Raw genomic sequence first — 19,828 nt, forward strand, 5'->3', positions numbered from 1 at the left:
GTGTTTAATGTACGGGAGTTTGTGTCGGGCTGTCAAGCGTTTCCTGGTGGTATCTTGCTTTGTCTGCCCAGGCTGGGTTGGCGTTGACAGTCGATGTGCGATGAGAGGTGGTCCAGGTTCTCCTTGCCGTGGGGCCATTCTCATCCTTGATCAGATACAGGCTTGGATTCACATCAAGCTGTCGTGAAAAGGTTGATATTTATCTTTGCCGTCCGGGTCTCAACCAAGGGGAGATTTGGGGCTGAATTCGCGGCTCAGGTTTTGCAGGTTTTCCCGCATGCCGTCGACCACCGCATTGTGGCGCGCCAGGATGGCGGATGCTTCCCGGAATGGGGCGGGATCGAGGTATAAGCGTGGCAGGTCGGTCACCGCCACGCCGCGTGCTTCGTCGCGCAGGATGTCATCGGCCAGGCGGGCGAGGGCGGCGATGCTGGACTGGATGCGTGGCGTGCTGTTGACGGCCAGGCAGGCGTTCAGGGCTGCACCGAAGTCGGTGCGCGATGGTGCTTGCGGCAATACGGGCGCAGCGACCTGTTCCAGGGGCGACATATTGACGGCGGGCTTGCGGTAAGCCAGCAAAGTATCGAGCGCCATCAGGCGGTGCGGGCCGCCGCGTTGCAGCCAGCCGGCGATGCGCGGCCAGGGCGTGCCCAGCAGGGCCGCCGCCACGCCCCACTGGCTGGACACCGGTGAGCCGACGTTGCTCTCGATCCAGTCGATGGCGGCGGGATTGCCTGTGTAGCCGAGCAAGATACTATTCGAAGCGCGCAGGGCGGGTGACTGGGTGGCCAGTATATTTGTCAGCCAGGCGAGGGCGCCATCGGCGGGATTGTTGATGAGTTGTTCGGCAAACGGCGCGCTGAGGTCGCGGCTATCAAAATGGCGGTATTGTTCTGGCATGGCTGAAAACAGGAGGGAGGTGGCGCTAGTCTAGCAGCCCGGCCATGCGCACGATTTGTTGTTTGGAAACTTTTAAGATTGTCTTCAGTCCAGGCCGCCACGCTTGCGCTACAATCGGCGCTTTGTTGCCACTGCCGCCTGCGGCGCCTTTCCTTCCACTATGCATCCTAAACGCCTGACCCTGCTTGCCCTGGCCGCCTTTGCCCTGGCTGGCTGCGAAACTTCCGCTCCGAAACCTGCTCCCGTATTGACGCCGCCTGAACCGGTAGTGGTGGCGCCGCGCAAGATCAAGATCGGCCTGGCGCTGGGTGGTGGGGCGGCGCGCGGGTTCGCGCATATCGGCGTGATCAAGGCGCTCGAATCGCAGGGTATCGATGCCGATATCGTCACGGGCACCAGCGCGGGCAGTGTGGTGGGCGCCTTGTATGCGGCAGGCAACTCCGGCTTTGCCTTGCAAAAAATGGCGTTTGACATGGATGAGGCAGCCATTTCCGACTGGGCCTTGCCGCTGTTCGGCAAATCCTCTGGCGTGCTGAAAGGCGAAGCCCTGCAAGCCTATGTCAACAAGGCAGTGGCCGGCTTGCCGCTGGAAAAACTCAAAATTCCGTTTGGCGTGGTGGCGACCGATTTGAAAAATGGCCAGCCGATCCTCTTCCAGCGCGGCAATACCGGCATGGCCGTGCGCGCATCCTCGGCCGTGCCTGGCGTATTCCAGCCGGTGGTGATTGCGGGCCGCACTTATGTCGATGGCGGGCTGGTGGCGCCGGTGCCCGTGAAAGCGGCGCGCGACATGGGCGCCGACTTTATTATTGCCGTGAATATTTCCTCGCAAACAGATGCGCAGAAGGCCATCAGCTCGATGGAAGTGATCATGCAGACGTTTGCCATCATGGGCCAGCGCATCAACCAGTTCGAATTGAAGGATGCGGACGTGGTGATACAGCCCAGCCTGGGGACGATGAAAGGCAACGATTTCAATAGCCGCAACCAGGCCATCCTGGCGGGCGAGCAAGCGACGTTTGCCGTGATGGCGCAGATCAAGCAAAAGCTGAAGGCCAGGCGCGAACCGTAAATAGTGGGTAGTTGAAGGACGCTATAAAGACCGTCCCTGTTTCAGCTACAATTTTGCTTCAACATAATAAGGATGCCTCATGCAATCGAAACCGGTCTTGACCCTGGAAGACGTAAAGAAAATCGCTGCTGCCGCCGAAGCGGAAGCGCTCAAGCATAACTGGGCGGTCACGATCGCCATCGTCGATGACGGCGGCCACCTGCTGTGGCTGCAGCGCCTGGATGGCGTGGCGCCGATTTCCTCGCATATTGCGCCGGCAAAAGCCAAGACGGCTGCCCTGGGCCGCCGCGAATCGCGCATCTATGAAGAACTGATCAATGGCGGCCGCGTATCGTTCCTGAGCGCGCCGGAAATCGAAGGCATGCTGGAAGGCGGCGTGCCCATCATCGTCGAAGGCCATTGCGTGGGCGCCGTTGGCGTCTCGGGCGTGAAATCGACCGAAGATGCGCAAATTGCCAAGGCAGGCATTGCAGCGGTAGTGTAAGTACGGGTGTAAGTAGTAACCGATATTGATTTGAAAGCCGCTCCGCGCAAAGCCGGGCGGCTTTTTTTATGGCAGCAGCAGCGGATGCTGCGTTGCAAAAAAATCGCAGCACCCTTGAATTTTCTTCCTTGTGGAAAAGCTTCCTTTTGGTTATAATTCAAAGGTTTAGCCAATCACACATATACCGTAGCGACTACCCATCCCCTCATTCAAAATGATCGTCAAAAGCCCATGAGCACACGCGTTCGGGTTTCCTGGCGGTCGGTCTGACGTGGCGCAGCTACGGTAACTTTATCAGGAGTTGCCCTTGCCGCCATTTTTTTCTGGCCCTGCCGTTCCAGCCATATTAGCGCTTGCTGATGGAACGATTTTCAAAGGTTTTTCGATCGGTGCCGCCGGTCATACCACGGGTGAGGTTGTTTTCAACACCTCCATGACCGGGTATCAGGAAATCCTTACCGACCCTAGTTATAGCCGCCAGATGGTCACCCTGACCTATCCGCATATCGGCAATACGGGTGTCAATCCGGAAGACGTCGAATCTTCCAAAGTACACGCCGCTGGCCTCATCATTCGCGATCTGCCATTGCTGGCATCGAATTTCCGTTCCACCCTTTCCCTGTCCGACTACCTCAAAGCTGAAAATATCGTGGCCATCGCCGGCATCGATACGCGCAAGCTCACGCGCATCCTGCGTGAAAAAGGTGCGCAGGGCGGCGCCATCCTGGTGGGTACGCAAGGCAATGAGCCATCCACCGCGCAAGCGCTGGAACTGGCCCGTTCCTTCCCTGGCCTGTCCGGCATGGACCTGGCCAAGGTGGTGTCCGTCAAGGATGCGTATGAGTACCGCGAAACCGAGTGGACCCTCGGCCAGGGCTACGGCCAGCTGGCGGACGCCAACGTGAAATACCACGTGGTGGCGTTCGACTATGGCGTCAAGCGCAATATCTTGCGCATGCTGACGGCGCGCGGCTGCAAAGTCACCGTGCTGCCGGCGCAAGCGACGGCGGCCGATGCACTGGCCCTGAATCCGGACGGCATCTTCCTGTCGAATGGTCCTGGCGATCCGGAACCCTGCGATTACGCGATTGCTGCCACCAAGGAACTGATCGAAAAAGGCATTCCGACTTTCGGTATCTGCCTCGGTCACCAGATCATGGCGATCGCTTCCGGCGCAAAAACGCTGAAGATGAAGTTCGGCCACCACGGCGCCAACCACCCGGTGCAAGACCTGGAAACCAAACAGGTCTTGATTACTTCGCAAAACCACGGTTTCGCCGTTGATGCAGCCACCTTGCCTGCCAACTGCCGCGTTACCCATGAATCGCTGTTCGACGGTTCCCTGCAGGGCTTTGCCCGCACGGACAAGCCGGCCTTCTGCTTCCAGGGCCACCCTGAAGCGTCGCCGGGCCCGATGGATGTTGCTTACCTGTTTGACCGCTTCATCAACCTGATGGCTGCGGAGGAGAAAAAGAAAAATGCCTAAACGTTTAGATATTAAAAGTATTCTGATTATTGGCGCTGGCCCGATCGTGATCGGCCAGGCCTGCGAATTCGATTATTCCGGCGCGCAAGCGTGCAAGGCCCTGCGCGAAGAGGGCTACAAAGTCATCCTGGTCAACAGCAATCCTGCGACCATCATGACCGACCCGGAAATGGCCGACGTCACCTACATCGAACCGATCACCTGGTCGGTGGTCGAGCGCATCATCGCCAAGGAGCGTCCGGACGCGATCCTGCCGACGATGGGCGGCCAGACCGCGCTGAACTGCGCGCTGGACCTGTTCAACAATGGCGTGCTGGCAAAATACAACGTCGAGCTGATCGGCGCATCGCCGGAAGCCATCGACAAGGCCGAAGACCGTTCCAAGTTCAAGGACGCGATGACCAAGATCGGCCTCGGTTCGGCCCGTTCCGGCGTGGCGCACTCGATGGAAGAGTCGTGGGCGGTGCAGCGCGAAGTGGGTTTCCCGACCATCATCCGTCCTTCGTTCACCATGGGCGGCAGCGGCGGCGGTATTGCCTACAACGAAGAAGAATTCGAAACGATCTGCAAACGCGGCCTGGAAGCCTCGCCGACCAAGGAATTGCTGATCGAAGAATCCTTGCTCGGCTGGAAAGAGTACGAGATGGAAGTGGTGCGCGACAAGGCGGACAACTGCATCATCATTTGCTCGATTGAAAACCTGGACCCGATGGGCGTGCACACGGGCGACTCGATCACGGTTGCGCCAGCGCAAACCCTGACCGACAAGGAATACCAGATCATGCGCAATGCCTCGCTGGCAGTGCTGCGCGAGATCGGCGTCGACACCGGTGGTTCGAACGTGCAATTCTCGATCAATCCGGTCGATGGCCGCATGATCGTCATCGAGATGAACCCGCGCGTATCGCGTTCCTCGGCGCTGGCGTCGAAAGCCACCGGCTTCCCGATTGCAAAAATCGCTGCCAAGCTGGCCGTGGGTTTTACCCTGGACGAGCTGCGCAATGAAATCACGGGCGGCGCCACGCCGGCATCGTTCGAGCCATCGATCGATTACGTGGTCACCAAGATTCCCCGTTTCACGTTCGAGAAATTCCCGACCGCCGACCATCACCTGACGACGCAAATGAAGTCGGTCGGTGAAGTGATGGCGATCGGCCGTACCTTCCAGGAATCGTTCCAGAAAGCCTTGCGCGGCCTGGAAGTGGGCGTGGATGGCATGAACGAAAAAACCAAGGACCGCGAAAAGATCGAAGAAGAACTGGGCGAGCCTGGTCCTGAACGCATCTGGTACGTGGGCGATGCGTTTGCCCAGGGCTTTACCCTGGAAGAAGTGCATCAGCTGACCAAGATCGATCCATGGTTCCTGATCCAGATCAAGGAAATCGTCGATCTGGAGCTGTGGCTCGATACGCAAAAGCTGGAAAACCTGGACAAGAACACCTTGTACAAGTTGAAGCAAAAAGGTTTCTCGGACCGCCGCCTGGGTTTCCTGCTGCAGACATCGGACTCTGCCATCCGCGCCAAGCGGCATGAATTAAATATCCGTCCTGTCTACAAGCGCGTCGATACTTGCGCGGCTGAATTCTCGACCGACACGGCCTACATGTATTCCACGTATGACGAAGAGTGCGAATCGAATCCGACCGACAAGAAAAAGATCATGGTATTGGGCGGTGGCCCGAACCGTATCGGCCAGGGTATCGAATTCGACTATTGCTGCGTGCACGCGGCCCTCGCCATGCGCGAAGACGGCTACGAAACCATCATGGTCAACTGCAACCCGGAAACCGTGTCGACCGACTACGATACCTCGGACCGCCTGTACTTTGAATCCTTGACGCTGGAAGACGTGCTGGAAATCGTCGCCATCGAAAAACCGGTGGGCGTGATCGTGCAGTACGGCGGCCAGACCCCGCTGAAGCTGGCGCTGGACCTGGAAGCGAACGGCGTGCCCATCATCGGCACCTCGCCCGACATGATCGACGCCGCCGAAGACCGCGAGCGTTTCCAGCAAATGCTGCACAAGCTTGAACTGCGTCAGCCGCCTAACCGCACCGCGCGCACCGAAGCGGAAGCGCTGGCGCTGGCGCAGGAAATCGGCTACCCGCTGGTGGTGCGTCCTTCCTACGTGCTGGGCGGCCGCGCGATGGAAATCGTGCACGAGCAACGCGACCTGGAACGCTATATGCGCGAAGCGGTCAAGGTATCGCACGATTCGCCGGTGCTGCTGGACCGTTTCCTGAACGACGCGATCGAATGCGACGTCGATTGCATCTCCGACGGCGAAACGACGTTCATCGGCGGCGTGATGGAGCACATCGAACAGGCAGGCGTGCACTCGGGCGACTCTGCTTGCTCCTTGCCACCGTACTCGCTGGCGGCTGAAACGATTGAAGAGCTGAAACGCCAGACGGCGCTGATGGCCAAGGGCTTGAACGTGGTTGGCCTGATGAACGTGCAGTTCGCGATCCAGAAACAGGATGGCAAGGATGTCGTCTACGTGCTGGAAGTGAACCCGCGCGCTTCGCGTACCGTGCCTTTCGTCTCGAAAGCCACCGGTTTGCAACTGGCCAAGATTGCCGCCCGTTGCATGGTCGGCCAGTCGCTGGCCTCGCAAGGCATCACGAAAGAAGTCGTGCCGCCGTACTTCAGCGTCAAGGAAGCCGTGTTCCCGTTCGTCAAGTTCCCTGGCGTGGACACCATCCTGGGACCGGAAATGAAATCGACCGGTGAAGTCATGGGCGTGGGCCAGACTTTCGGCGAAGCGTTTGTGAAATCGCAACTGGGCGCCGGCGTGAACCTGCCGAAATCGGGCAAGGTCTTCATCAGCGTGAAAGCGTCGGACAAGCCGCGTGCCGTGCAAGTGGCGCGCGACCTGGTCGAGTCCGGTTTCACCGTGGTTGCCACCAAGGGTACGGCTGCCGTGATCGCTGCCGCCGGCATTCCGGTGACGCCAGTGAACAAGGTGATCGAAGGCCGTCCGCACGTGGTCGACATGGTGAAAAACCATGAGATCGTGCTGGTGATCAACACCGTGGAAGAAAAGCGCAGCGCCATCGTCGATTCGCGGGCCATCCGCACCTCGGCCCTGGCTGCCCGCGTGACCACCTACACGACTATCGCCGGCGCGGAAGCGGCCGTCGAAGGCATCCGTCACCTCGATGAGCTGCGTGTGTATGATTTGCAAGGTTTGCATCGCACCTTAGGTTGATCCGATTGCAGTTGCTGTAGATAATGCAGTACACTGTAGCCACACGAACCACAGAGTTTCGCGCAAAGCACCGCGCGGCCTCTGTGGTTTTCACTTGTTAGATCGGTTGTAGCGATCACCGATCACATTTAGGCAGATAGTAGAGATAACATGACCACAGTCCCACTGACCAAATACGGCGCCGAACTTCTGAAAGAAGAGTTGCATCACCTGAAGACCAAGGAACGCCGCATCGTCATCGATGCGATCGCCGAAGCGCGCTCGCACGGTGACCTGTCGGAAAACGCCGAATATGACGCCGCCAAGGAACGCCAGGCGTTCGTGGAAGGCCGTATCGCCGAACTGGAAGGCAAGCTGAGCGTTGCTCAAATCATCGACCCGGCCGCGCTCGACGCGGAAGGTCGCGTGGTATTTGCCTCGACCGTGAACCTGGAAGACCTGGAGTCGGGCCAGAAAGTCACGTACCAGATTGTTGGCCTCGATGAAGCGGATTTGAAACTGAACAAGGTTTCCGTGACCTCGCCGATCGCCCGCGCCCTGATCGGCAAATATGCCGGCGACGTGGTGGAAGTGCAGGCGCCGTCCGGCCCGCGCGAATACGAAATCCTGGAAGTACTGTACATCTGATGCTGAGCCGCGTACGTTTCCTCGTCGCCACCCTGTGGGCGGGCAGTCTGTGGACGGTCGGCTTTGTTGTCGCGCCGACCCTGTTTGCCACCCTCAGTGACCGCATGCTGGCCGGCACGATCGCTGGCAGCATGTTCAGAGTCGAAGCGTGGCTGTCGATCGCGTGCGCGCTGATATTGCTGGCGCTGCTGCAATGGGGCGGCGGCGCCCTGGAGCCCGAGCGCCGCCGCCTGCTGGGTGCGCTGGTGCTGTCGATGCTGGTGTGTACCCTGGTCAGCTATGTTGGCATCACGCCCCTGATGGCCGAGCTGCGCGCGCAAGCGCCGGGCGGCGTCATGGATGAGGCCATGCGCAGCCGGTTTGGCATGCTGCATGGCATCTCGACCCTGATTTTCGCCGTGCAGAGCTTGTTGGCTGGTGTGCTGATCTGGAAGCAGGGGTAAAGTATTAAATGCTGGGGTCAGACCCGGCGGGTCTGACCCCAAAAAAAAGCGGAGCAGGAATAAATCCTTGCTCCGCTTCTTGTTTCAACAGCCTGGCGGCTGTCGCTGTGCAAGCTTATTTGCTGCCCAGTGCGCTTTTCTTGGCGCTCTTCTGACGCGTTTTTGCGCGTTTGATGGAGCCGCCTTCGGTGACCCGTTCATTGCCTTTGATCATGACCTTGGTCACGCTGGGGCGCTTGGTGCCGCTGGCGCTGGCTTTGACGATCGTGACTTCGCGCATGCCTTTGCCGGAGCTGATCTTTTCCTTAACCACTTCTTTTTTCGGACGGTAAAGTACCAGCAGCTTGCCAATATGTTGTACCGGGGCGGCGCCGAGATTGCCGCAAATCGTATCGTACATTCCAACGCGGGCTTCGCGGTCATCGCCGAACACGCGGACTTTAATCAGACCGTGTGAATCGAGGCCCAGATCGATCTCTTTGAGGACAGCAGGTGTCAAGCCCGCTTCGCCAATGATGACGATAGGCTTCAGCGCGTGTGCTTCAGCGCGCAGTGCGCTGCGCTCTACGGGTGTAAGTTTTAGCATAATAATTTTTAGTAATTCCCTTAAAAGCAGTATTCTACGCGAATGGCAAAGAAGAAATTAAACAAAAACTGGTTGCACGACCACATAAATGATCCTTATGTGAAGTTGGCACAGAAAGAGGGCTACCGCGCCCGGGCCGCTTACAAGCTCAAAGAAATCGACGAAGACGAGAAACTGATCAAGCCAGGGCAGGTGATTGTCGACCTCGGCTGCACGCCTGGCAGCTGGGCCCAGTACACGCGGCGCAAGCTGGCCGGCAAGGACGGCGGCGGCGTCAATGGTACCCTGATCGGCCTGGACATGCTGGAAATGGAGCCGATTGCCGATTTCCACTTCATCCAGGGCGATTTCCGCGAAGCGCGCGTGCTGCGCCAGCTGGAAGTGGTGTTGCAAGGACGTAAAGTGGACCTGGTGCTGTCGGACATGGCGCCGAATTTGTCGGGCATCGCCACGGCGGACGCCGCGCGCATGGAACACCTGATCGACCTGGCCATTGAGTTTTCGCAACTGCATCTGAAACCATCGGGCGTGTTGCTGGTGAAATGCTTTAAAGACATGGGTTTCAGTCAGATCGTGGAAAAATTCCGCGCAGAATTCAAGGTCGTGGTGCAGAAAAAGCCCAAGGCCAGTCGTGATAAATCGTCGGAAATCTTCCTGATGGGGCGCGGGATCAAGAATCCTGTAAAAAATACCATTGAAGAAGATGATTCCACTCTTGATATTTAAGGCAGAATCCGCACATGGGAACGAGAAGTGCCGTAGTGAATGATGGTGCAAGCACCTAAATTGTTTATACTGCATTTGTTGACGTGAGCGTGTTTCGTTGTTTTTCGTTTTGCGCGCACGGATCGGCGGGCTTTGGCACGGCCCGCTTATTGCGAGTAAAATCGTATTTCTGCTATAAGTAAAAGATGCGCACTGCATCCAAGGAGTCTTCGTGAATAACATGTTTTCCAAATCTGCCATCTGGGTAGTCGTCTTGCTGCTGTTGTTCATGCTGTTCAAACAGTTCGACAGCCACGGCAGCTCGGGCGGCAGCAAGTCCATCGCTTATTCCGATTTGCTGGATGAAGTCAAAGCCAAGCGTGTCAAGGATGTGGTGATCGAGGGTTCGGCGATTACCGCCAAAATGATGGACGATACCAAGGTCCGCACCACCGCGACCATGCTCGACAAGGGTTTGATCGGCGACCTGCGCGACAATGGCGTGCACTTCGATGTGCGTCCGCCTGAGGAAGTATCGTTCCTGCAACAAATTTTCATGAACTGGTTCCCGATGCTGCTGTTGATCGGCGTCTGGATTTTCTTCATGCGTCAGATGCAGGGCGGCGGCAAGGGCGGGGCATTCTCGTTCGGCAAGTCGAAGGCCCGCATGATGGATGAAGCCAGCAATACGGTGACCTTTGCCGACGTCGCCGGTTGCGACGAGGCGAAAGAAGAAGTCAACGAAGTGGTCGACTTCCTCAAGGATCCGAGCAAATTCCAGAAACTGGGCGGCCGCATTCCCCGCGGCGTGCTGATGGTTGGTCCTCCAGGCACGGGTAAAACCCTGCTGGCGCGCGCCATCGCCGGCGAAGCCAAAGTGCCATTCTTCTCGATTTCCGGTTCGGACTTCGTTGAAATGTTCGTCGGCGTGGGCGCCTCCCGCGTGCGCGACATGTTTGAAAACGCCAAGAAACACTCGCCTTGCATCATCTTCATCGATGAGATCGACGCGGTCGGCCGTCATCGCGGCGCCGGTACGGGCGGTGGTAATGATGAGCGCGAACAAACCCTGAACCAGTTGCTGGTCGAGATGGACGGTTTTGAAGCGAACTCCGGCGTGATCGTCGTGGCCGCCACCAACCGCGCTGACGTGCTCGATAAAGCGCTGCTGCGTCCGGGCCGTTTCGACCGCCAGGTTTCCGTCGGCTTGCCCGATATCCGCGGCCGTGAACAGATCTTGAACGTGCATATGCGCAAAGTGCCTATCGGCACCGATGTCAAGGCCGATATCCTGGCCCGCGGCACGCCTGGTTTCTCGGGCGCCGACCTGGCCAACCTGGTCAACGAAGCGGCCCTGTTCGCCGCGCGCCGCAGCAAGCGCCTGGTGGAAATGTCGGACTTCGAAGATGCGAAAGACAAGATCTACATGGGTCCTGAGCGTAAATCGATGATCATCCGCGAGGAAGAACGTCGCAATACGGCTTACCATGAGTCCGGTCACGCGGTGGTGGCGAAGTTGTTGCCGAAAGCCGATCCCGTGCATAAAGTGACGATCATGCCGCGCGGCTGGGCCCTGGGCCTGACCTGGCAGTTGCCGGAACACGACAACTTGTCTGCATATAAAGACAAGATGCTGGAAGAAATTTCCATCCTGTTCGGTGGCCGTATCGCTGAAGAAATTTTCGTCGGCCAGATGTCGACCGGCGCTTCGAATGACTTCTCGCGCGCCACCAAGCTGGCCCGCTCGATGGTCACGCGTTTCGGCATGTCCGACAGCATGGGCGTGATGGTCTACGAAGACAGCGAAAACGAAGGCTTCTTCGGCGGCGCGACCAAGACGATTTCGGAAGCGACCCAGCAAAAGGTCGACGCTGAAATCCGCAGCATTCTCGACACGCAATATGCGCTGTCGCGCAAGCTGCTGGAAGAAAACCGCGACAAGGTGGAAGTGATGACTCGCGCCTTGCTGGAATGGGAAACCATCGATGCAGACCAGATCAACGATATCATGGCTGGCCAGGAGCCACGCCCGCCCAAAGTCATTCCGCCACGCCGCAATGCGGGCGACAGCGGCACCGGCGGCATTTCGCCGAACGCCACGGCGCCAGCCTGATTCCAGCCTGGTAGTCTGTAGCTAAAGTAACAAAGGGTAAGGAGTGATCCTTACCCTTTTTCTTTACCGCTACAATCTGCACCCTGGCGTACGGATGACCGGACACATTTTTATTGAACTATTAGATATGCGACATTATTTTCAAGCTGGCCGCTTCGGCTTCCAGCTGCACGGGAAGGGCGCGCAGGCGCTGGTGATGGGCATCCTGAATATTACGCCCGACTCGTTTTCCGACGGCGGGCAGTTCCATGGCCTGGAGTTTGCCCTGTCGCGCGCCGAACAGATGATCGCCGACGGTGTCGACATCATCGACATCGGCGGCGAATCGAGCCGGCCCGGCGCGCCGCCATTGCCGCTGCACGATGAGCTGCAAAGGGTGATGCCGGTGCTGTATGCCTTGCGCGATTGCGGCAAGCCCCTCTCCGTCGACACGTATAAACCGCAAGTCATGCGCGAAGCCATCCTGGCCGGCGCCGACATGATCAATGATATCAATGGTTTCCGCGCGCCCGGCGCCATAGCTGCCGTGCGCGACAGCGACTGCGCGCTGTGTATCATGCATATGCAAAGCGTGCCCGCCACCATGCAGGACCAGCCCGCCTATGACGACGTGGTGCGTGAAGTCACCGATTTCCTGCGCGAACGCGTCGAGACCATGACGGCGGCAGGCATCGCCCATGAGCGCCTGTGCGTCGATCCCGGCTTCGGTTTCGGCAAGACGGTGGAACAGAATTACGCCTTGCTGCGCGCGACGGACCACTTGCGCAGCGAACTGGGCCTGCCTGTGCTGGCGGGCTTGTCGCGCAAGTCCATGATCGGCGCCGTGACGGACCGCCCGGTGGAGCAGCGCCTGGCGGGCAGCCTGGCCGGCGCGCTTTTTGCTGTAGCGCAAGGCGCAGAAATTGTACGTGTGCATGATGTTGCGGAGACGGTCGATGCACTGAAGGTCTGGCGCATGGCGCACGGGCCAGTTTAAATGTTGAAGTCCTGTTACTTATAAAAAGAAGAGAGTATCTATGAGCCGTAAATATTTTGGTACCGATGGCATCCGTGGCCTGGTAGGCACAGCACCGATCACCCCCGATTTTGTCATGCGTCTCGGCTATGCAGCCGGCAAGGTGCTGGCCAAGTCGCATGGCGGCAAGGTGCGTCCGACTGTGTTGATCGGCAAGGACACGCGCATTTCCGGCTATATGCTGGAAGCGGCGCTGGAGGCAGGCTTTTCGGCCGCCGGCGTCGATGTGATGCTGGCCGGCCCAATGCCGACGCCGGCCATCGCCTACCTGACGCGCGCGCTGCGCCTGACGGCGGGCGTGGTGATTTCCGCGTCGCATAATCCTTTTCACGACAATGGCATCAAGTTTTTCTCGGGCCAGGGCACCAAGCTGCCCGACAGCGTGGAGACCGAGATCGAACTGGCGCTCGACGAAGTCATGGCTTGCGTGGCATCCGACAAGCTGGGCCGCGCCAAGCGCCTCGATGATGCGCAAGGCCGTTACATCGAATTTTGCAAGAGTACTTTCCCGAACGAGCTGGACTTGCATGGCTTGAAGATCGTCGTCGATTGCGCGCATGGCGCCGCTTACCATATTGCGCCGCACGTGTTCCACGAACTGGGCGCGGAAGTGATCGCCATCGGCAACAAGCCCGATGGCTTGAACATCAATGCCGGCGTGGGCGCCACGGCGCCCAAGGCCATGGCGGCCGCCGTGGTCGAGCATGGCGCCGACCTGGGCATTGCGCTCGATGGCGATGCGGACCGCCTGATCATGTGCGACGCCACCGGCCGTTTGTATAACGGCGACGAGTTGCTGTACCTGATGGTCAAGGATCGCCTGGCGAGCGGTCCGGTGGAGGGCGCCGTCGGCACCCTGATGACGAATATGGCGCTGGAAGTGCTGCTCAAGGAAAAAGGCATCGGCTTCGCGCGCGCCAAGGTGGGCGACCGCTACGTGCTGGAAATCATGCAGGAGCGCGGCTGGCTGCTGGGCGGCGAAGGCTCGGGCCACTTGCTGTGCCTGGACAAGCATACGACCGGCGACGGCATCGTCTCGTCGCTGCAAGTGCTGTCGGCGCTCAAGCGCAGCGGCCTGAGCCTGCAGGAATGCCTGGCCGACCTGGTGCTGTTCCCGCAAACCCTGATCAACCTGCGCGTGGCGCCCGGTTTTGACTGGCAACAAAATGCCGCGATGGTGGCGGAAAAAGCCCGGGTGGAACAAGAGCTGGGCGATACGGGCCGCGTGCTGATCCGCGCCTCCGGCACCGAACCGCTGGTCCGCGTGATGGTGGAAGCGAAGGACAAGGACAAGGCGGAAAGCATGGCGAAACGGATCGCCGCGCACGTGCCTGTTTGAGGACACCTGACATAAGCTGCTGCACGTCGGTATAGGTAGCCTGCGATGCTCACCGTACTTCAGTACGGTTGCGCTTCTTAGCCACCTCTACCTTCCGCTCGCGACGCTTCTGTCCGGCGTTGTTAAGTCCGTTGTTGGATGAGGCAGGAACGCTATCGTTATTTCCACCTAATTCGTCTATGGCAATTGACGAAATTGTGGGGAAGCGCTATTATCTTGTCTTCGGAGTGTGGCGCAGCCCGGTAGCGCACCTGGTTTGGGACCAGGGGGTCCAAGGTTCGAATCCTTGTACTCCGACCAAAATATAAGCGGGCTGTCAGAAATGACAGCCCGTTTTTCATTCTGTCCCTGTTTGGCTGATGGCCTGCATGGACGAGACATCTTTCCGCCTATCGTTCAACGGATAGGACAACGGTCTTCTAAACCGTGAATGGGGGTTCGATTCCCTCTGGGCGGACCAGTTCCAGCATACACTTTGCGGTTTTGCCGCGTCGGCTGCTGCCGATTCTCCCCACGATCCTTGTTTCCGGCATTGTTGCCGCAGGCGTGCGTGCGACCATCCCGTCAACGGGACCGTTCGCCGCCAGCCCGTTTGGCCGTGGCCTATTTGTTCTGGCGCCGGCGCGCCACCCAGCCCAGCATACCCAGGCCGGCCAGCAGCATGGCATAGGTTTCCGGTTCAGGCACGGCGGAAACGAAGGCGCGGTAGTTGCTCAAGTCCTTGGGCAAGCCGGCGATCGTAAACGTGGTACCGGCAGCGACCGGCGTGGCCCAGTGAAATGCCAGTTCGCCCTTGCCGAAATGAATGGCCAGATAATCGTAGGCTGCCGCGCTGGTGAAGGAATTGACCCCACCGCTCAAGCCTGCCGAAGTGCCGGCAGTGCAGCTGGAGGTGGGATTGTCGCAAAAGGACGCCGGGCTGCTCAGCATGGTGCCGAAGGCGGCGCTGAGATAGCCCTGGATGGCATCCGGCGACTGCGGCACCAGGTTGTCGCTATAGTATTTCACCGTCAGCGCTGGCGATGGCGAATAAGTAACGACGCTGCCGTCGATGCTGAAGCCGCTGGCAGGTCCCACGTCGACCCAGACGGCGGCCTGTGCCGCACCTGCCAGCAGGCTTGCGGCGGCTAGCATGGATGCCCGTAGGATAATGCTGTGTATGTTTTTCATGAAAGTCCCCTTTTTTATCGTACCGTTGCTTCGCTCTTCCAGGGTGCGCCCCCGCCTGGGCTGGAATGCACCTGCCGCCGGCTTCCTTGCGCTAAAGAATGCACATACGACATGCGCATAAGGAGTGCGTATATGCAAGCTTAGGCTTGATATAAATTAATGCAATTTAAATAATGCTATTGGTTTTGTTGATAATATTGCCTGCACCTATGCATAGGGCGTCAACATGGGTGCTGCGGCATGCGGATGGGAATAAAAAGGCTATGTCACCGTCAGGTGTGGGAACTCTCCCAAGGTTGCCTTCAATAATGTTTCAGCGGACAGGATGCGCCTGGCATCGAGTATCCAGCGCCAGCCCAGGTAGTTGGGCAGATAACGTGTCGCCACGCCATGAAAAATGCTCAGCCATCCGCGCAGGCGGCTGTGATATGCGTTGACGTTCTATGCGTGGACCGCGCCGTGCACGCGGATGCCGGCATGCAAGTTGGCGGCTTGATGGCTGATGCCCGTTTCCCGGGCGTTCCCCTATTTAATGAGGACAGAGCCAATAAAAACGCCCCGCGCGATGGGGGCCGGGAAGGGTGGGTGAAGTGAGGGTCTAACTTTCTTCGGTATTTTTGCCAAACAGGCGATCCTTGGCGCTCAGCAGCTTTTGCACCTTGGCGCCCATCTTCATCAGCTGCGCCATCGATTCGGGCGACAAGCGCTGCAAGTCGTCGAACCAGGTGTTGGCCAGGTCGACCAGTTCATACATTTCACGCATGCGCTCCTGCGCATACTGGTCCACGGGTTCCGTGGCCGGCGTCATCAGCGATTCGCGCAGCACCGTGAGGGTGGGCGCCACTTCGCGGCGGCGGCGTTCGGCAGCCACCACGCGGAAGATTTGCCACACATCTCCCAGCGAGGAAAAATACTCGCGCCGGTCGCCAGGAATGCGCGTCAGGCGTATCAAGCCCCAGCCCTGCAACTCCTTCAGGCCGATGCTCACGTTGGAGCGCGAAAAACTCAGGTGTTCGGCGATTTCGTCTGCATGCAAAGGTTGCTCAGAAACAAACAATAACGCGTACACTTGCCCAACCGTCCGGTTGAAACCCCAGCGGCTGCCCATCTCGCCGAAGTGGCTGACGAAGGTCAGGATCAGCGGAGTCATGTTGATATGGTGAGTTTTCATAATTAACTGAAATTTTTGCACGCAGTGGAGGCTGGGTCAATTGATATATGGCACGTTTCGCAGTATTATACAAAATATCGAATTTACAGAGATTTCTGAAAACTCAAGAAGTATCTAATGTCTAACACGCCACTTTCCTTGCCGCAGTTTGACCTTCCCCGTTTTGCCAGCCTGGTGCAGGGCGCAGCCGCCTTGCTGTGGTTGCCGCAGGCGGCCCTGCTGGCCTGGGCCATCGACAGCATGGTGAGGGGCGCTGCCGGGCAAGCCGCGCTGGCGCCGGCCGCGGGCGTATTGCTGCTGGGCCTGCTGCGTGCGGGGGCGGAAGCGTGGGGCGCGCGCGTGATGTATGCGGCGGCCCGTGGTCATTTATCGGCTTTGCGCGCGCAAGTGGCGCTGTCCCTGGCGCAGCGTTCGCCGATGGACCGCCAGCGGGCGCAGTCGGGCCAGGCGGCCAGCGTGATGGCCGAACAGGCCGAAGCCATCGTGCCGTATCTGGTGCGCTACAAACCCACGCGCTGGAAAGTGATGCTGGTGCCGCTGGTGATACTGGCGGTAGTGCTGCCATTTTCCTGGGTGGCCGCGCTGATCCTGCTGATCGCCGCGCCGCTGATCCCGCTTTTCATGGCCCTGGTCGGCCTGGGCGCGCAAGCGGCCAGCCGCGCGCAGATGGTGGAAATGGGCAGCATGAATGCCTTTCTGCTCGACCGCCTGCGCGGCCTGGCCACCTTGCGCGCGCTCGACGCCGTCGACGCCACGGCCAGCCGTCTGGATGAAACGGCGCAATCCTTGCGCCGGCGCACGATGGTGGTGCTGCGCATCGCCTTTCTGTCCTCCGCCGTGCTGGAACTGTTTTCTGCGCTGGGCGTGGCCATGGTGGCGGCCTATATCGGTTTTTCACTGCTGGGCACATTCCACTTCGGCAGCTGGGGCCATGTGTTGACCCTGGGGCAGGGCATGTTCATCCTCTTGCTGGCGCCGGCTTTCTTCGAGCCGCTGCGCGAACTGGCCGCCGTCTGGCATGACAAGGCGGCAGGCGAGGCGGCCCTGGCCGGCTTGCATGACCTGGCTGCCGAAGGTCTGGCCTTGCCTGGCGCTACCGCTGTGGCTGTTGCGCTGGCTGCTCCCTCAGCGCCACCTTCCATCGAGATCCGCCAGCTGCAGTTTGCCCAGTTGGGCGAAGCGCCGCTGTTTAGCCAGTTTGACCTGCAGGTGCGTGGCGGCGAACACGTGGCCCTGCTGGGCGCCAGCGGCGCCGGCAAGACGACCTTGCTGTCCTTGCTGGCAGGCTTGCTGCCAGCCGATGGCGGCGAAATCCGCATCGGCGGAGTGCTGATGAGCGATACCAGCGTGGCCGCCTTGCGCCAGCGCATGGCCTGGATGGGCCAGCGGCCGCACGTGTTTGCCGCCTCCGTCAGCCAGAACGTGACCCTGGGCCGCGCCGATGCTGACGTGGCGAATGTTACTGCCGCGCTGCACCTGGCCGACTTGTCTGCCGTGGCCCAGGCGCGGCCAAGTGTGATGCTCAGCGATGGCGGCCACGGCTTGTCCGGCGGCGAAGCGGTGCGCCTGGCCTTGGCCCGCGTTACTGTTGCCGTGCAGACAGCGCATGCCGACTTGCTGCTGGTCGATGAACCGACCGCTCACCTCGACAGTGAAACGGCCAGCCGCGTCACCGACGCCTTGCTGGCCCTGGCCAAGGGCAAGACCATGCTCGTTGCCACGCATGATCCCGTGCTGGCCAGCCGCTTGCATCGCAGCATCGCCATCGGCCCAGAGCTGGAAATGATGGAGGCACGGCGCGCATGAAATCCTTGTTCTTCCCCATGAATCCCGTGCTGCGCCAGTTGCTGCTGGCGCAGCCAGGCAAGCTGGTCGCCGGCGCCGTGCTGGCGGCCCTGACGGTAGTCGCCGGCATGGCCTTGCTGGGCTTGTCCGGCTGGTTTATCACGGCCACTTCGATTGCCGGCTTGCACGCATCGACGGCGCTGATGTTCGACGTGTTCGGTCCGTCGGCCGGCATCCGTTTGCTGGCGATCGGCCGCACCGGTTCGCGCTACGCCGAGCGTCTGGTCACGCACGACGCCACTTTTGCCGCGCTGGCGAACATTCGCGTGGACCTGTTCCGTGGCTGGTCGCTGCCGGAAGCGGGCAAGCGCTTGCTGCGCCAGCCGGCCAAACTGCTGTTTCGCCTGACGGCCGATATCGATGCGCTCGAATCGCTGTATTTGCGCCTGATCGTGCCTGCTTTCACGGCCCTGTGCGCGGCCTTGCTGGCCGGCGTCGCGCTTGGTTTCATGCATTCCGGCATGGGCATTATCTTTGCCGCCTGGCTGCTGGTCAGCGGCGGCGGTATCAGCGTGCTGCTGATGCGCCGCGCCCAGCGCCACGCCATCGTGCGTTCACGTTCTACCGAGCAATTGCGTTCCGCCACCATCGACCTGGTGGCCGGCCAGACTGACCTGGTGATGGCGGGCCGCATTACTGCGCAATGCGATGTACTGGCCGGCATTGATGCTGCGCTGGCCCGGGCCGACCTGGCGCTGAACCGCCTGGAAACGGGCTTTGGCGCCGCCTACGGCGTGGCCGGTGCGATCACGCTGGCCGGCGTGCTGCTGGCCGTGGCTGTGCTGGTGGACAGCGCCGCCATCACGGTGCCGGTGGCGGCACTGGGCGTGTTGATTGCGCTCACTGCCGTCGAGCCGTTTGCCGGCTTGCGACGTGGCGCGCTGGAAGCGGGACGCATGTTGCTGGCGATCCGCAGGTTGGGGCCGCGCGTGGCGCCAGCTAGCCCGGATGCGGCTGGCGCTGGCGTGGCGTCCGATGTGCGTTTCGAGCAAGTGTGCGCCGCCCACGCCGGCAGTGATATTGCCATCGTGCATGGCGTATCGCTGACGGTGGCGGCCGGTGAACGGGTGGCCTTGATCGGCCCCAGCGGCGCCGGCAAATCGACCTTGCTGGCAGTGGCGGCGCGTGAAATCGCTGTGCTGTCCGGCAGCTACAGCGGGCCGCGCGCCTGTTTGTTCACGCAGCGTACCGAGCTGTTCCAGGACAGCGTGCGTGACAACCTGCGCCTGGCAGACCCGCAGGCCGGCGACGGCCGGCTGTGGGACGCGCTGCGGGCGGCGGGACTGGAGGCGGAAGTGCAGGCCATGACGGGCGGCCTGGATACGCGCCTGGGCGAGGGTGGGCTGGGCTTGTCGGGCGGGCAGTCGCGCCGCCTGGCGCTGGCGCGGCTGTTCCTGCACGAGTCGCCGCTGTGGCTGCTGGATGAAGCCACCGAGGCGCTCAATGCGGCTACGGCGCATGACGTGCTGGCCCGGCTCGCCAGCCGTTGCGAGGGGCGTACCTTGCTGATCGCAACCCACTTGCGGCGCGAAGCAGCGCTGGCGGACCGCCTGATCAGCATCCGCCATGGCCGCGTCAATGGCGATGTGCGGCGCGGTACGGTGGAGTTTGAAGCGGCCTTGCAGACTTTGCGGGCCGACTGAGTGAAATGGTGCAATAAA

General features: G+C 60.1%; 16 protein-coding genes, 2 tRNA genes and 1 pseudogene. 14 read left to right on the plus strand and 5 right to left on the minus strand.

What is annotated here, in order from left to right; genetic code table 11:
• Positions 1–219: 219 nt before the first annotated feature.
• Positions 220–900, minus strand: coding sequence for a hypothetical protein (locus ACL9RI_RS24010; protein ID WP_422728994.1), 681 nt, complete (start codon positions 898–900; stop codon positions 220–222).
• Between the two features lie 160 nt (positions 901–1,060).
• Here ACL9RI_RS24010 and ACL9RI_RS24015 point away from each other — a divergent pair, with 160 nt between their 5' ends.
• The 6 genes from ACL9RI_RS24015 to ACL9RI_RS24040 all read left to right on the plus strand — a co-directional run bounded on the left by ACL9RI_RS24015 (position 1,061) and on the right by ACL9RI_RS24040 (position 8,223).
• On the plus strand, positions 1,061–1,972 hold the full coding sequence (locus ACL9RI_RS24015) for a patatin-like phospholipase family protein (protein WP_422728995.1): 912 nt from the start codon (positions 1,061–1,063) through the stop codon (positions 1,970–1,972).
• Positions 1,973–2,051: 79 nt separating this feature from the next.
• Complete coding sequence (locus ACL9RI_RS24020) at positions 2,052–2,456, plus strand: GlcG/HbpS family heme-binding protein (RefSeq protein ID WP_422728996.1); 405 nt, start codon at positions 2,052–2,054, stop codon at positions 2,454–2,456.
• A 307-nt stretch (positions 2,457–2,763) separates the two neighbouring features.
• Entirely contained in the window at positions 2,764–3,942 is a 1,179-nt protein-coding gene (carA, locus tag ACL9RI_RS24025; protein WP_422728997.1) for a glutamine-hydrolyzing carbamoyl-phosphate synthase small subunit, read from the plus strand.
• Positions 3,935–7,153: a carbamoyl-phosphate synthase large subunit gene (carB, locus tag ACL9RI_RS24030; RefSeq protein WP_422728998.1), complete on the plus strand. Its 3,219-nt coding sequence runs from the start codon at positions 3,935–3,937 to the stop codon at positions 7,151–7,153. The genes carA and carB overlap by 8 nt, the downstream gene beginning before the upstream one ends.
• Before the next feature lie 150 nt (positions 7,154–7,303).
• On the plus strand, positions 7,304–7,780 hold the full coding sequence (gene greA / locus ACL9RI_RS24035; protein ID WP_183676310.1) for a transcription elongation factor GreA: 477 nt from the start codon (positions 7,304–7,306) through the stop codon (positions 7,778–7,780).
• Positions 7,780–8,223 carry a DUF4149 domain-containing protein gene (locus ACL9RI_RS24040; protein ID WP_422728999.1) on the plus strand — a complete coding sequence of 148 codons (444 nt, stop codon included), beginning with the start codon at positions 7,780–7,782 and terminating at the stop codon, positions 8,221–8,223. Before greA ends, ACL9RI_RS24040 begins: the two co-directional genes overlap by 1 nt.
• Before the next feature lie 115 nt (positions 8,224–8,338).
• Here ACL9RI_RS24040 and ACL9RI_RS24045 read toward each other — a convergent pair whose 3' ends face one another.
• Positions 8,339–8,809, minus strand: coding sequence for a YhbY family RNA-binding protein (locus tag ACL9RI_RS24045; protein ID WP_422729000.1), 471 nt, complete (start codon positions 8,807–8,809; stop codon positions 8,339–8,341).
• Between the two features lie 42 nt (positions 8,810–8,851).
• Between ACL9RI_RS24045 and ACL9RI_RS24050 the strand changes: the two genes are divergently transcribed.
• The 6 genes from ACL9RI_RS24050 to ACL9RI_RS24075 all read left to right on the plus strand — a co-directional run bounded on the left by ACL9RI_RS24050 (position 8,852) and on the right by ACL9RI_RS24075 (position 14,441).
• Positions 8,852–9,535 carry an RlmE family RNA methyltransferase gene (locus tag ACL9RI_RS24050; RefSeq protein ID WP_422729001.1) on the plus strand — a complete coding sequence of 228 codons (684 nt, stop codon included), beginning with the start codon at positions 8,852–8,854 and terminating at the stop codon, positions 9,533–9,535.
• Positions 9,536–9,746: 211 nt separating this feature from the next.
• Positions 9,747–11,627 carry an ATP-dependent zinc metalloprotease FtsH gene (gene ftsH / locus ACL9RI_RS24055; RefSeq protein WP_422729002.1) on the plus strand — a complete coding sequence of 627 codons (1,881 nt, stop codon included), beginning with the start codon at positions 9,747–9,749 and terminating at the stop codon, positions 11,625–11,627.
• Positions 11,628–11,754: 127 nt separating this feature from the next.
• Positions 11,755–12,603 carry a dihydropteroate synthase gene (gene folP / locus ACL9RI_RS24060; protein ID WP_422729003.1) on the plus strand — a complete coding sequence of 283 codons (849 nt, stop codon included), beginning with the start codon at positions 11,755–11,757 and terminating at the stop codon, positions 12,601–12,603.
• 40 nt (positions 12,604–12,643) lie between these two features.
• Positions 12,644–13,981: a phosphoglucosamine mutase gene (gene glmM / locus ACL9RI_RS24065; protein ID WP_422729004.1), complete on the plus strand. Its 1,338-nt coding sequence runs from the start codon at positions 12,644–12,646 to the stop codon at positions 13,979–13,981.
• 223 nt (positions 13,982–14,204) lie between these two features.
• Positions 14,205–14,281, plus strand: a tRNA-Pro gene (locus ACL9RI_RS24070).
• An 85-nt stretch (positions 14,282–14,366) separates the two neighbouring features.
• Positions 14,367–14,441 (plus strand) — tRNA-Arg (locus tag ACL9RI_RS24075).
• Positions 14,442–14,584: 143 nt separating this feature from the next.
• On the opposite strand, the gene ACL9RI_RS24080 is transcribed toward ACL9RI_RS24075, so the two are convergent.
• The 3 genes and pseudogenes from ACL9RI_RS24080 to ACL9RI_RS24090 form a co-directional block, all read right to left on the minus strand.
• Complete coding sequence (locus ACL9RI_RS24080) at positions 14,585–15,115, minus strand: PEP-CTERM sorting domain-containing protein (protein ID WP_422729005.1); 531 nt, start codon at positions 15,113–15,115, stop codon at positions 14,585–14,587.
• A 297-nt stretch (positions 15,116–15,412) separates the two neighbouring features.
• A pseudogene (locus ACL9RI_RS24085) lies at positions 15,413–15,670 on the minus strand (IS1595 family transposase); the annotation flags it as partial.
• Positions 15,671–15,749: 79 nt separating this feature from the next.
• Positions 15,750–16,301: a GbsR/MarR family transcriptional regulator gene (locus ACL9RI_RS24090; RefSeq protein ID WP_422729006.1), complete on the minus strand. Its 552-nt coding sequence runs from the start codon at positions 16,299–16,301 to the stop codon at positions 15,750–15,752.
• A 138-nt stretch (positions 16,302–16,439) separates the two neighbouring features.
• On the opposite strand from ACL9RI_RS24090, the gene cydD reads away from it, so the two are divergent.
• Positions 16,440–18,128, plus strand: coding sequence for a thiol reductant ABC exporter subunit CydD (gene cydD / locus ACL9RI_RS24095; protein WP_422729007.1), 1,689 nt, complete (start codon positions 16,440–16,442; stop codon positions 18,126–18,128).
• A complete protein-coding gene (locus ACL9RI_RS24100; protein ID WP_422729008.1) occupies positions 18,125–19,810 on the plus strand; it encodes an amino acid ABC transporter ATP-binding/permease protein in 1,686 nt (561 codons plus the stop codon). Before cydD ends, ACL9RI_RS24100 begins: the two co-directional genes overlap by 4 nt.
• Positions 19,811–19,828 lie beyond the last annotated feature (18 nt).

The sequence above is a fragment of the Janthinobacterium sp. Mn2066 genome (genome assembly GCF_049319705.1).
Classification (GTDB): domain Bacteria; phylum Pseudomonadota; class Gammaproteobacteria; order Burkholderiales; family Burkholderiaceae_D; genus Janthinobacterium.